This is a genomic window from Roseateles sp. FW301-B2 (assembly GCF_058788955.1).
Map to the genome: position 1 here is coordinate 25,912 of NZ_JBYTBE010000010.1, position 13,389 is coordinate 39,300.

9 protein-coding genes are annotated in these 13,389 nt (G+C 69.1%); 3 read left to right on the forward strand and 6 right to left on the reverse strand.

Going from position 1 to position 13,389, the window contains the following annotated elements; translation table 11 throughout:
- Positions 1 to 4: 4 nt before the first annotated feature.
- Genes AC3WQY_RS09020 through AC3WQY_RS09045 form a run of 6 tightly spaced genes read right to left on the reverse strand, consistent with a single transcriptional unit; the run spans position 5 to position 9,675 of the window.
- The gene (locus AC3WQY_RS09020) at positions 5 to 877 is read right to left on the reverse strand and encodes a carbohydrate ABC transporter permease (protein ID WP_492707591.1); all 873 of its coding nucleotides are present in this window, start codon (positions 875 to 877) and stop codon (positions 5 to 7) included.
- On the reverse strand, positions 874 to 1,752 hold the full coding sequence (locus AC3WQY_RS09025) for a carbohydrate ABC transporter permease (RefSeq protein ID WP_492707593.1): 879 nt from the start codon (positions 1,750 to 1,752) through the stop codon (positions 874 to 876). Before AC3WQY_RS09025 ends, AC3WQY_RS09020 begins: the two co-directional genes overlap by 4 nt.
- Positions 1,749 to 3,002, reverse strand: coding sequence for an ABC transporter substrate-binding protein (locus AC3WQY_RS09030; protein WP_492707595.1), 1,254 nt, complete (start codon positions 3,000 to 3,002; stop codon positions 1,749 to 1,751). The genes AC3WQY_RS09025 and AC3WQY_RS09030 overlap by 4 nt, the downstream gene beginning before the upstream one ends.
- Before the next feature lie 16 nt (positions 3,003 to 3,018).
- Entirely contained in the window at positions 3,019 to 4,368 is a 1,350-nt protein-coding gene (locus AC3WQY_RS09035; RefSeq protein WP_492707597.1) for a GH1 family beta-glucosidase, read from the reverse strand.
- On the reverse strand, positions 4,365 to 6,908 hold the full coding sequence (locus AC3WQY_RS09040) for a glycoside hydrolase family 3 protein (protein WP_492707599.1): 2,544 nt from the start codon (positions 6,906 to 6,908) through the stop codon (positions 4,365 to 4,367). Before AC3WQY_RS09040 ends, AC3WQY_RS09035 begins: the two co-directional genes overlap by 4 nt.
- Position 6,909: 1 nt before the next feature.
- Positions 6,910 to 9,675 (reverse strand): TonB-dependent receptor, encoded by a 2,766-nt coding sequence (locus AC3WQY_RS09045; RefSeq protein WP_492707601.1) that lies wholly within the window; start codon positions 9,673 to 9,675, stop codon positions 6,910 to 6,912.
- A gap of 187 nt (positions 9,676 to 9,862) precedes the next feature.
- On the opposite strand from AC3WQY_RS09045, the gene AC3WQY_RS09050 reads away from it, so the two are divergent.
- The 3 genes from AC3WQY_RS09050 to AC3WQY_RS09060 all read left to right on the forward strand — a co-directional run bounded on the left by AC3WQY_RS09050 (position 9,863) and on the right by AC3WQY_RS09060 (position 13,378).
- Positions 9,863 to 10,540 carry a response regulator transcription factor gene (locus AC3WQY_RS09050; protein ID WP_285235657.1) on the forward strand — a complete coding sequence of 226 codons (678 nt, stop codon included), beginning with the start codon at positions 9,863 to 9,865 and terminating at the stop codon, positions 10,538 to 10,540.
- Complete coding sequence (locus AC3WQY_RS09055; protein WP_492707605.1) at positions 10,537 to 12,018, forward strand: sensor histidine kinase; 1,482 nt, start codon at positions 10,537 to 10,539, stop codon at positions 12,016 to 12,018. Before AC3WQY_RS09050 ends, AC3WQY_RS09055 begins: the two co-directional genes overlap by 4 nt.
- A gap of 79 nt (positions 12,019 to 12,097) precedes the next feature.
- Positions 12,098 to 13,378 (forward strand): ABC transporter substrate-binding protein, encoded by a 1,281-nt coding sequence (locus tag AC3WQY_RS09060; RefSeq protein ID WP_492707607.1) that lies wholly within the window; start codon positions 12,098 to 12,100, stop codon positions 13,376 to 13,378.
- Positions 13,379 to 13,389: the final 11 nt, after the last annotated feature.

Consider the following 13,389-nt stretch of genomic DNA (forward strand, 5'->3'; position numbering starts at 1 on the left):
GCCTTCATCCCTTCACCGCGCCGGCCGCAATGCCGCGCACAAACCAGCGCCCGGAGGCGAAATAGACCAGCAGCGGCACCAGCGAGGTCAGGATGGTGGCCGCCATATTGAGGTTGTAGAGCCGCTCGCCGGTGGTGGTGTTGATGACGTTGTTGAGCTGCACGGTCATCGGCAGGTTGTCGCGGCCGGCGAACACCAGGCCCAGGATGTAGTCGTTCCACACCCCCGTCACCTGCATGATGGTGGCGACGATGATGATGGGCGGCGACATCGGCAGCATCAGCTGGAAGAAGATGCGCCAGAAGCCGCCACCGTCGATGCGCGCGGCCTTGAACAGCTCGGCCGGGATGCCCGCGTAGTAGTTGCGGAACAGCAGCGTCATCACCGGCATGCTGAAGATCAGGTGCACCAGCACGATGCCGGGCAGCGAGCTGTAGAGCGCCACCGCGGCCAGCATCTTCACGAGCGGATAGATCATCACCTGCACCGGGATGAAGGCGCCCAGCATCAGCAGGCCGAACAGCGCATTGGCGCCGCGCGGCCGCCAGAAGCTCAGCGCATAGCCGTTCACCGCCCCCACCAGGATGGGCAGCACGGTGCTGGGCACGGTGATCAGCACCGAGTTCCAGAAGCCGGCGCTGACGCCCTCGCAGGCCACGCCGGTGCAGGCCTCGCTCCAGGCGGCGCGCCAGGGCTCCAGCGTCAGCGCCATCGGCCAGCCGAACAGCTGGCCCAGCCGGATCTCGTCCATGCTTTTCAGCGAGGTGACGATCATGATGTAGAGCGGCGCCAGGAAGAACAGCGCGGCGCTCAGCAGGAAGGCATAGATGCCCAGGCGGCCGATATTCATGCGGCGGCGTTTGCTGGCGAGCCTCATGCGCCCTCCCGGGCCCGCGCACGGCTGCGCGCATAGAGCAGCGGCGCCACCAGCACCACCACAGTGAGCAGCAGCACGATGGCGCCGGCCGAGGCCAGCGCGATATTGGCGCGGCCGAACAGATGGTCCATGATGAACTTGGCCGGCACGTCGCTGGCGGTGCCGGGGCCGCCCTGAGTCATCGCCACCACCGCGTCGAACACCTTCACCACCGCCGTCGACAGCAGCACGAACACGGTGGCCAGGGTCGGCGCCAGCATCGGCAGCACGATGCTCAGGTAGACGCGCCAGGCCGGGATGCCGTCCATGCGCGCGGCCTTCCAGATGTCCTCGTCGATGCCGCGCAGCCCGGCCAGCAGCATCGCCATCACCAGGCCCGCGGCCTGCCAGACGCTGGCGATCACCACCGTGTAGATGACCTTGTCCTGGTCGATGATCCAGTCGAAGGTGAAGTCGCTCCAGCCCAGCTGCTGCAGCGCCGGCTGCAGGCCCGCGCCGGGGTTGAGCACCCATTGCCAGACCAGGCCGGTGGCGACGAAGCTCATCGCATAGGGGTAGAGGAAGGCGGTGCGCAGCAGGCCCTCGCCGCGCACCTTCTGGTCGATGAAGACCGCCAGCGCAAAGCCGATCACCAGGCAGGCCAGCATGAACAGCAGGCCGTAGACCGCCAGATTGCCCAGCGACTGCAGCCAGCGCTCGTTCTCGAACAGGCGCTGGTACTGGGCCAGGCCGACGAAGTCATCGCGCGGAAAGGTGCGCGAGCTGCTCAGCGAGACGCGCAGCGTCCACAGCGTCGTGCCCAGGTAGGCCAGCAGCACGGTCAGCGCCATCGGCAGCAGCGCCAGCCAGGCCATGCCCCAGCGGCGCCGCTTCATCCGCCCTCCCGCAGCGCCGCCAGGATGTCCTTCTGCACCTTCTCGACCGGAATGTTGCGGTTCCAGTAGGCCGTCAGCACATCGCTCAGCGCGCCGTTCTGGTCGGGGCTCAGATAGACCTCACCATTGCCGAGCTGGCGGCTCTTGTCCTTCATGATGGCCAGGCCCTGCTGGGCGCAGGCGTCGAGCTTGCTGGCATCGACATCGGTGCGGATCGGGATCGAGCCTTTGCGCTGGCTGAAGGCCACCTGCGCGGCCGGCGCGGTGATCACGCTGGCCAGCAGCTGCTGGGCCTTCAGCGCATCGGGCTTGTCGGTCTTGGGGAAGACGAACACATCGCCCTGGATGATGTAGGGCGAGGCGGGGCCGAAGCCGGCGATGCAGCCATAGTCGCGCCCCGGCTCCTGCCGCGCCAGCGCGAACTCGCCCTTGGCCCAATCGCCCATGAACTGCACGCCCGCCTTGCCGCTGATCAGCATCGCGGTGGCATCGTTCCAGTTGCGCCCCGGCGAGCCCTTGTCCACATAGCCCTGCAGGCGCTTGAAGCTCAGCAGCACCTGCTTGAAGGGCTCGCCCAGGATGGCCTTGGGGTCGCGGTCGCGCAGCACCTTGAGGTAGAGCTCGCGCCCGCCCTGGTTGGCCAGCACCGCGGTGAAGACGATGTTGTCCTGCCAGGTCTGGCCGCCATGGGCCAGCGGCACCAGGCCCGCCGCGCGGAGCTTGTCGAGCGCGGCGAACAGTTCGTCCATGCTGCGCGGGTCGGCGGCAATGCCGGCCTTCTTGAACGCCGCCTTGGAGGTCCAGATCCAGGCGGGCATGTGGATGTCCACCGGCGCGGCGTAGTAATGGCCCTTGACGCGGATGACGTTGAGCACGGTCTCGGGCAGGAACTTGTCCCAGCCGTCGCGCTGCGCCACCGCGTCGACGTTGTTGAGCAGGCCCTGCTCCACCACGTCGAGGAACTGCTTGGAGGTGTTGAACTGGGCCGCGGTGGGCGGGTTGCCGCCGACGATGCGGTTGATCGCCACCGCGCGCGCCTGCTCGCCCAGCGCGATCGCGGTGTCCACCCAGGTGCCGCCGGCGGCACGGTAGGCATCCGCCAGGGTCTTGACCGCGGCCGACTCGCCGCCGGCGGTCCACCAGTGGATCACCTCGGCCTTCAGGGGCGCCGGCTGCGCCCGGCTGCCGCCGGGCAGCGCCAGCACCAGCGCGGCGGCCATGGTGGTGATCAGCATGCGGGATGGGGTCATGTCTTGCCTTCGCATCTCAGGACTTGAGAAAGTCACGGTACCAGAGGCCGCTGGCCTTGAGCGTGCGGCGCTGCGTCGGGTAATCCACATAGGTGAGGCCGAAGCGGCGCAGATAGCCCTCGGCCCATTCGAAGTTGTCGAGCAGGCTCCAGGCGAAATAACCCTGCAGCGGCACGCCCTGGGCGCGCGCCTGCCAGGCCGCCTCGAGATGGCGCGCCAGATAGCGGCGGCGTTCGATGTCGAGCACGCTGCCGTCGGGCAGCGGCTGGTCCTCGTAGGTGGAGCCGTTCTCGGTCAGGTAGACGCGCGACGGGCCGTAGTCGCGCTGGATGCGGTTCAGCAGCGTCACCATGCCCTCGGGCGAGACCTGCCAGCCGAAGGCGGTGCGTTCCACGCCGGCCGGCTCCACCACGCGCGTGGCGATCGGGCCGCTGCCGGGCGCGTCCTCCACCACCTCGGGGAAGTAGTAGTTCACGCCCAGGAAGTCGGTGGGCGTGGCGATCGCCGCCAGGTCGCCGTCCAGCACCTGGGGCGCCTGCGCGCCCAGCAGGGCCCAGATGTCCGAAGGGTAGCCGCGGCCGTGCAGGGGGTCGAGGAACCAGCGGTTGCGCGAGCCGTCGTGGCGCAGGCGCGCGGCGGCATCGGCGGCGCTGTGGCTGGCCGCTTCGATCGGGTGCAGGCTCAGCGTGATGCCGGCCTGGGCGCCGGGCGCGTTGCGGCGTATCACCGGCAGGGCCAGGCCATGCGAGAGCAGCAGGTGGTGGCAGACCTGCAGCGCGGCCGCGTAGTCGCGGATGCCCGGCGCATGGTTGCCCTCATGGTGGCCCAGAAAGGCGCTGCACCAGGGCTCGTTGTGGGTGATCCAGTGCTTGACGCGATCGCCCAGCGCGCGCGTCACGAGCTCGGTGTATTCGAGAAAGGCGTCCACGCAGGCACGCTGCTGCCAGCCGCCCTGCTCCTGCAGGGCCTGGGGCAGGTCCCAGTGGTAGAGCGTGGCCCAGGGCTGCAGGCCGCGCTCCAGCATGCCGTCCACCAGGCGTGAATAGAAGTCCAGCCCGCGCTGGTTCACCGCGCCGCGGCCCTGCGGCAGGATGCGCGGCCAGGCGATCGAGAAGCGGTAGGCATTCACGCCCAGGCTGCGCGCCAGGTCCAGGTCCTCCGGCCAGCGGTGGTAATGGTCGCAGGCCACCGCGCCGCTGGAGCCGTCGCGGATATGGCCCGCGCCGGCACAGAAGCGGTCCCAGATCGATTCGCCACGGCCGTCCTCCGTGGCCGCGCCTTCGATCTGGTAGGAGGAGGTGGAGCAACCCCAGACGAAATCGGCCGGGAAGTCGCTGCGACGGATGTGGGGCAAGGAGTCTGTCATGGCAGAAGGGGCTGGAGTTGCTCGCAGCGCAGCGCGTCGGCATGCCTGGCGGCGCCGGCCTGCACGCGGATATGGGCGATGGCGGCGGCAAAGGGTGCGTCGGCGCTGAGCACGAAGGGTTGCTCGACGCGGTCCAGCACCACCCCCAGGGCGGCGAAACAGGCGAGCGGAATCTTCAGGCTGAGGCGATCGCCCACCGCCAGCGGCCGCAGCAGCGGGCGCAGGTCGAACTGGCCGAACTTGCCCCCGCAGCCCGCGCCGCAATCCATGCCCAGGCCCACCGCGCCGCTCGGCGCCTGCGCGAGCCGGAGGTCGAACAGCAGCGCGGCGTCCGGGTAGGCGCTCAGCAGCGCCGGCTGGGCCGACCAGGCCACCAGCCGCGCCGGGCCCTGCCAGCGCAGCAGCTTGGCGTCCTGCTGGGTGTTGATCTGCACCGTGCTGACCAGCAGCTCGGGCCGGCCGGCCGGGATTTCCTCGGTGCCGTTGAGATCGTCGCTGAGCTTGCGGGTGGGCCAGCGCTGGCCCGGGCTGATGGCCAGCAGCTCGTAGGGCGCCTGCGCGACGCGCTCGAAGATCGCCATCTCGGTGCGCGCACCGCAACCGCCGCTGGCCGGCGCATCGAGCGCCAGCTGGCCGAGCCGGGCCGGCCGCGCATAGCTCAGGCCATGGCCCAGCGCGAACAGCGGCTGGTCGCCGTCCCCCGCATTGAGCGGGGTCTGGCAGGCGCCGCGCGGCCATGAGAAGGGCAAGCGGCCCTTGAAGTCATGGCCGACCCGGCCGTCCGCGCGGCGCAGCAGCAGATCGGCAATGCCGCCGCCCTCGCTGCCGGGCAGCCAGGCGGCGACAAAGGCATCGGAGAGGTTCAGCAGATCGTTGACGTAGAGCGGCCGGCCGGACAGGAACACCGTGATCACCGGCCGCCCCCGGCCCGCAAGGCCTTGCAGCAGGCGCAGCTCCTCGGGGTGGCGGGCGCTGTGGCGCAGCGTGCCCGAGGGCGGGATGTCGCCATTGCCCTCGGCATAAGGCGTCTCGCCCAGCACCGCGACGACGGCGTCGAACTCGGCCGGGTTCACGCCCGCGCCATCGGGGCTGTAGACCACGCGCGCCTCGCCCAGCGCCGCGCGCAGGCCGGCCAGCACCGTCTCGCCCGCCGGGAAGTCGCTGTTGCGGTTGCCGGTGCCCTGCCAGCTCAGCGTCCAGCCGCCGGTCTGCTGTTCCAGGCTGTCGGCCGCGCGCCCCACCACCAGCACGCGGCGCTGGCGCGCCAGCGGCAGCACACCGCCATCGTTCTTCAGCAGCACCAGCGATTCGCGCACCGCGCGCCGCGCCAGGGCGCGTGCCTGCAGGGCCTCGGCGCGGCCGGCATAACGGCCATCCTGGGGCGCCTGGCCGAACAGGCCGGCACGCAGCTTGACGCGCAGGATGCGCGTGACGGCATCGTCGATGCGCGCCAGCGGGATCTCGCCGCGCTGCACCTGGGCCACGGTGTTGGCGATGAAGGCCTGCCAGTCCTCGGGCACCATCACCATGTCGATGCCGGCGTTGATGGCCTGGGGGCAGCTGGCATTGCTGCAGCCGGGCAGCTGCGCGATGCCGTTCCAGTCGGAGACGATGAAGCCGTCGAAGCCCATCTGCTGCTTCAGCACGCCGCTCAGCAGCGCCTGGCTGCCATGCAGCTTGCCGTAGTCCTGGCCGGCGGCGCGATCGTGCCAGCTGTTGAAGGAGGCCATCACGGTCTGCGCGCCGGCCGCGAGCGCGGCGTAATAACCCTGCGCATGGATGGCCAGCATCTCGGCCTGGCCGGCCTCGTTGACGCCCTGGTCCTTGCCCTGGGCGGTGCCACCGTCGCCGATGAAATGCTTGGCGGTGGCCAGGATGGCGGCGTCGCTGCCGAGCCCGTGCTGCAGCCCGCGCACATAGGCGCCGCCCAGCCGCGCCACCACGGCCGGGTCTTCGGCATAGCTCTCGTACGTGCGGCCCCAGCGGTCGTCGCGCACCACCGCCAGCGTGGGCGCAAAGGTCCACTGGATGCCGGTGGCGCGCACCGCACGCGCGGTGGCCCGGCCGATCTCCCTCAGCAGGCCGGCGTCGCGCGTGGCGCCCAGCCCGATGTTGTGCGGGAACAGGGTCGCGCCGAACACATTGTTGTGGCCATGGACCGCGTCGGTGCCCCAGATCACCGGCACCGGCACCGCCATGTCGGTCTGCATCGAGGCCTCGTGATAGGCCTGCGCCAGCCGCAACCAGTCCGCCACGCTGGCGTACTTGTTGTTGCCGGGCCAGGAGCCGCCGCCGTTGAGCACCGAGCCGATGTAGAAGCGCCGCACCTCGTCGGGTGTGATGTGGCGGATCTCGGGCTGGGTCATCTGCCCGACCTTCTGCGCCAGGCTCATGCCGGCGACGATGCGGGCGATGCGGGCCTCGTCGGCCGGCAGCCGCTGGAAGGGGCTGCCGGCCGCAGGCCAGGCCGGCGCCGCGCCAGCGGCCCCGGCGCACAGCAGCGTGGCCGCGGCCAGCCAGGGTGTGAGCGCGTGTTTCAACTTAGAACTTGTAGTTCACGCCCAGCAGGTACTGGCGGCCGTACTTCTCGTAGGTGCCCGGGTAGAGCAGATTGGGCACGGTGCCGCTGTTGTCCGACACCGTCATCATGGTGCGGTAGGCCTCGTTGGTGACGTTGTTGACCTGGAACAGCACCGACACCCCCTTCAGCGGCCCGCTGTCCCAGCCATAGCCCAGCTGCAGATCGGTGATGTGCTCGGGTTCGATGGTGGTGTAGGAGGTATCGCCCCAGGCATTGCGCACCGCCGCCATATAGCGCGAGCGATAGCGCTGCGCCACGCGCGCCTGCAGGCCGCTCTTCTCGTAGTAAAGCACCCAGCTCGCCACCGTGCCCGAGAGCCCCTCGAGCGGATTGCTGAGGTCGTTGTTCTGGTGGATGCTGCTCTTGGTGAAGGAGGCCGACAGGATCGCGCCGAAGCCATCCAGCATGGGGCTGAGCTTGGCGCCGTCGATGGCGGCGCTGAACTCGGTGCCGCGCACATAGCCGCCATCGCCGTTGGCCATGGCGTTGAGCTTGCCGGTATAGGTCAGGATCGGGTAGCGCGGATCGCCCTTGAGCGGGTCGGGATAGCCCGAGAAGTCATAGCCCAGGATGTCCTGCTTGTAGACGGTGGTCTTCAGCTCCTTGTAGAAGCCGGCCAGCGAGATGTAGCTGCGCTTGCCGTAGTACTTCTCCAGCGCCAGGTCCACCGCGTCGGCGCGCCAGGGGTCCAGCGTGGGGTTGCCGCCGCTGGCCGACCATTCGCCCTTGCCGGTGGTGGCACGGCTGATGTTGGTGACGCCGGCGCGCATGTCTTCCATGTTCGGGCGCGCCAGCACGCGGGCGGCGCCGAAGCGCAGCATGGTGTTGCTGCCCAGGTCGGCTGCCAGGTTCAGGCTGGGCAGCACATCGGTATAGCTCTTGCCGCCGCTCACTGGCTGGGTGCTGTTGTCGATCCAGGCCAGGCCATGCCCTTCCTGCTTGGCATGCACGACCTGCAGGCCGATATTGCCGCGCACCGGCACGCCGGCATTGAACTCGAGGCTGAACTTGCCAAACGCGGTGCTGACCTTCTCGCGCACGCCCCACTCGCGATTGGGCGCGCTGCTGAGGTCGTCGGCGCGCGCGCTGAACAGGCCGGTGTCCAGCAGCGCCTGCACGTCGAAATTGGCCACCGCGGGAATGCTGCCGAAGCCCAGCGTGGCCGGCGCCATCAGGATGCCGTTCGGAAAGGCCAGATTGGTCTTGCCGGTCTTGAGGTCGTAGGCCTCCTTGACGGCGCGATAGTCCTTGCTGCGCTCGCTGTAGTTGAAGCCGCCCTCGAACTGGTGCACCGCGCCCCAGTCGAGTTCGCGCTTGGCCGAGAGGCGCAGGCTCTTGAGTTCATCGCTGACCTTGAAGTGGCGCGCCGCGCCCATCTGGCCCCAGAACTGCTGCAAGCTCATCACCGCCGGATCGGCCCAGTTGATGCTGGGCACGAACTGCGAGAAGCCGGTCATCGAGATGGCCGTGCTGGTGAAACCCGAGGGCAGGCTGGAGCCCGCATACATCTCGGCGGTGGTCTCGTCGCGGTCGGCCTTGGAGTAGCTCAGGTCGGCCACGGTGGTCCAGCCGCCCAGCTTGAGCTCGTTGTTCAGGCCGATCGCCTTGATGGTGTCGTCGCGCTGGTTGCGGCGCGAGAGCAGCTTGCCGGCGATGTTGTCGATCGCGCCCCCCACCGTGACCTTCTCGCCGCCGAAGTTCTCGTAGCTGGTGCCGTGGTAGGTGACGCCGTTCCAGGTGTTCATCTCGCCCTGGAACTCGCGCCCGACGAACTTCTTGCTGAAGTTGGAGTAGTACAGATCCAGCACGGTGTGCAGCTGCTCGTTGGGCTTGTACTCGAACACGCCCATCAGGCCGTTGCGCACCTGGTTGGTGGAGAAGGCGGTGGCCTCGAAACCCTGCAGCGAGACGGCGTCGCGGTCCACGCCCTTGAGGCCGCAGTCGCCGCCGCACCAGTCGGGCGGGTAGGACTTGGTGTTGGCGGTATTGGCCCACCACCAGTTGGCGTAATGCTGCTGCTGCTCTGGGCTGTCCAAGTGCGCATAGCCCAGCGCGACGCCGATGGTGCGGTCGGCAAACTGGTCGACATAGCTGGCGCTCAGGCGCTTGCCCTGGCTGCTCAGGCCGGGGATCTGCTCGCCGTTGGAGTTCTTCTCCATGCGCGCATTCAGGTTGCCCTGGCGGCCGCGGAAGTTCAGCGGCCGGATCGACTGCATATTGACCGTGCCCGACAGGCCTTGCGCACCCAGCGCCGCGTCGGGCGTCTTGTAGACGGTGGCGCCCCCCATTAGCTCGGCGGGAAACTGGTCGAACTCGACCGAGCGGTCCGAGCCCGAGCTGACCATCTCGCGGCCGTTCAGCAGGGTCACGCCGTACTTGGGCGACATGCCGCGGATCGACAGCACCTGCGCATTGCCGTTCACGCGCTGGGCCGCCAGGCCCGGCAGGCGCGCCAGCGATTCGGCAATGCTCAGATCGGGCAGCTTGCCCAGGTCCTCGGCGGTGACCGCTTCGACGATCGAATCGGCATTGCGCTTGACCGAGATCGAGCTCTCGATGGCCGAGCGTATGCCCGTCACCACCACCGTCTCCAGTTGCTGCGGGGCCTGCTGCGCATGCGCCGCCCCCATCAACAGCACCGCGCCCGCGCAGGCCGCGGCGATCGGGAGGACTTGCGGAGGGGTGGCGCAGCGGCGCTGGGCCGGCTGCTTGGCGTGGGTCTTCATGGACTGTCTCCTGTGGCTCGTTTTGAACAAGGCTCTGGGTCAGTGCGGCCGGGCTACACTGGAACGTGTTAACTGTCGTTAAGGTTCGGCGCTGTCAATTCTTAATGAATCCATAACACTGTTAATAGAACGTTAACCCTTAGAGTGCGGTTTGCGCCACAGGCCACGATTGCCCATGCCCTCACAAATGAACCTACTGCTCGCCGAAGACGATGCCATCCTGGCCGATGCACTCTCGGCCCAGTTGCGCCGTGCCGGCTTTGTGGTGGAGCACGCACCCAATGGCGCGGTGGCCGAGTACCTGCTGCTGAAGCAGAACTTCAACGTCGCCATCCTCGACCTCGGCCTGCCCATGGTGGACGGGCTGACGGTGCTGAAGCGGCTGCGCGCGGCGCGCCGCCAACTGCCGGTGCTGGTGCTGACCGCGCTGGACAGCCTGGACGACCGCGTGGCCGGGCTGAACGCCGGCGCCGACGACTACCTGACCAAGCCCTTCGACTTCCCCGAACTGGAGGCGCGCCTGCATGCGCTGATGCGGCGCGGCCGCCCGCCCACCGCCAGCGCCGCGCTGGGTGACCTGGTGTTCGACCGCGACACGCGCCGCGCCTCGGTGCGCGGCGAGCCGCTGGAGCTGAGCCCGCGTGAGGCGATGCTGCTGGATCTGCTGCTGTCACAGCGCGACCATGTCGTCACCAAGGAGCAGATCACCCAGGCCTGGGCGCAGGACGGCTCGGACAACAGCGGCACCGGCTCGATCGAGGTCTATATCCATCGCCTACGCCGCAAGCTCGAGCAGTCCGGCCTGGCGATACGCACGGTGCGCGGCCTGGGCTACCTGCTCGAGAACGAGGCCGCCGCGGCATGAACCATCCCGCCGGCCGCCGCCCGCATTGGTTCACGGCCGTGCCGGGGGCGCGCTCGCTGCATCGCCAGCTGTTCGTGTGGCTGCTGCTGCCGCAGATCATCCTGTGGCTGGCGGCCGCGCTGTTCACCTACAACCTGGCGGCGCGCTATGCCAATGCCGCCATCGATGCCAGCCTCTCGCAGGCCTCGCGCGCGCTGGCCCGCCAGGTCAAGCCCCAGGGCAACGGCCTGCTGATCGACTTCCCGCGCGCCGCCCAGGACATCCTCGAGGCCGACCCCAGCGACCGCGTGCTCTACACCGTCAGCACCCCTCCGGGCCAGTTCATCCTCGGCAACCAGAACCTGCCGCCGGTGCCGGCGCTCGCCGCGCCGGCGCTGGGCGAGCCCTATTTCTACGACGGCGTGCTGCGCGAGCCCGGCAGCGACGGCGAGCCGGCGCGCAGCGCTCGCGTGCGCATGGTGGCGCTCTACCTCAACTATGGCGAGGACGGCGGCACGCCGCAGACCATGCTGGTGCAGGTGGCGCGCTCCAGCGCCAACCGCGAGGAGCTGGCGCGCCAGATCCTGCTCGACACGGTGCTGCCGCTCTCCGGCCTGATCGTGCTGATGACCATGATCGTCTGGGCCGGCATCCGCGCCGGCCTGGCGCCACTGGCCCTGCTGCAGCGCCAGGTGGAGGGGCGCGCCGCCAACGATCTGGCCCCCATCAAGCTGGACGCCGCACCGCCCGAGGTGCGCTCGCTGGCGCAGGCCATCAACACCTTGCTGGGCGAGGTCAGCCACAACGTGGTGGCGCAGAAGCGCTTCATCTCCGATGCGGCCCACCAGCTGCGCACGCCGCTGGCCGGCCTCAAGAGCCAGGCCGAGCTGGCGTTGCGCGACGTAAGCGATCCGCTGCTGACCGCGCGGCTCAAGCTGGTGCACGAGGGCGCGGCGCGCAGCGCCCATCTGGTGAACCAGCTGCTGACGCTGGCGCGTGCCGAGCCCGAATCGGCGGTGCGCCAGGACCGCGTGCCGGTGGACATGCTGAAGCTGGCGCGCGAGGTCACCGCCGAGCTGGTGCCCAAGGCCCTGCATGCCGGCATAGACCTGGGTTTTGACGAGCCGGATCCCGAGGGTGCGAGCGCGCCCATGCCGGTGCTGGGCATCGCCCTGCTGCTGCGCGAGGCGCTCGCCAACCTGATCGACAACGCGATCCGCTATGCCGGCCGCGGCGCCAGCGTGACGGTGCGCTGCCATGGCAGCGCCGGCCAGCTGGTGCTGGAGGTGGAAGACAACGGCCCCGGCATCGCGTCCGAGGAGCTCGAGCATGTGTTCGAGCGCTTCGTGCGCGCCACCCACGACGGCAGCGGCTGCGGCCTCGGCCTAGCGATCGTGCGCGAGATCGTCGAGCGCCATGCCGGCAGCGTCAGCCTGAGCCCGACCCAGCCCCATGGCCTGCTGGCGCGGGTGCGCCTGCCGCTGGCAAGCAAGGGTTAGTACTTTCTCGCCAAGCGTTAATGTTTCGTTAAACTTACCGGACCGAGCCCACGACGGGCCGTACCGGAGACAAGACGACATGACGCATCCGCGCGCCCCGGGCCGCCGCCCCATCGCTGCTGTGGCCCCGCTGCTCACGGCCCTGAGCCTGAGCCTAGCGGCCCAACTGGCCACCGCCGGCGAGGTCGAGGTGCTGCACTGGTGGACCAGCGGTGGCGAGGCCAAGGCCGCGCAGGCGCTCAAGGCCAGCCTGCAGGCCAAGGGTCACAGCTGGAAGGACTTCGCGGTTGCGGGCGGCGGCGGCGACTCCGCCATGACAGTGCTGAAGTCGCGCGTGGTCTCGGGCAATGCGCCCGCCGCGGCGCAGATCAAGGGCCCCTCGATCCAGGACTGGGCCCGCGAGGGCGTGCTGGCCTCGATCGACGCGGTGGCGCGCGCCGACAAATGGGACGAGCTGCTGCCCAAGGTGGTGAGCGAGCAGATGAAATACCGCGGCAGCTATGTCGCGGTGCCGGTGAACGTGCACCGCGTCAACTGGCTCTGGATCAATGCCGATGTCTTCAAGCGTGCCGGGCTCAAGCCGCCGCTCAGCTGGGACGATTTCTTCAGCGCCGCCGACGCGCTCAGGAAGCTGGGCATCACGCCGCTGGCGCATGGCGGTCAGAACTGGCAAGACCTGACCCTGTTCGAGGCGGTGGTGCTGGGCGTGGGCGGCGCCGATTTCTACGCCAAGGCGCTGGTGCAGCTGGACCAGAGCAGCCTGACGAGCGACACCATGGAGCGCGCGCTCGCCACCTTCAAGCGCCTCAAGCCCTATACCGACAAGAACGCCCCGGGGCGCGACTGGAACCTCGCCACCGCGATGGTGATCAAGGGCGAGGCGGCGATGCAGATCATGGGCGACTGGGCCAAGGGCGAGTTCGTCGCGGCCGGCAAGCAGCCGGGCAAGGATTTCCTCTGTGTGGCCGCGCCCGGCAGCGCCAAGTCCTTCAGCTACAACATCGACTCCTTCGCGATGTTCAAGCTCAAGAACGAGGCCAACAGCCGCGCGCAGAAAGACCTCGCCGCCGCCATCATGGCGCCCGAGTTCCAGGAGCTCTTCAACCTCAACAAGGGCTCGATCCCGGCGCGCCTGGGCATGAAGATGGACCGCTTCGATGACTGCGCCAAGACCTCGGCGCAGGACTTCGCCAGCAGCGCCAAGGCCGGCACCCTGCTGCCCTCGATCGCCCATGGCATGGCGGTGCCGAGCGCGGCCGAGGGCGCCATCAAGGACGCCATCAGCCAGTACTGGAACAGCGACCGGCTGAGCGCCCGCGATGCCATGAAGAAGCTCGCCGCCGCCGCCCGCAGCAAGTAAGCCCAGCCGCC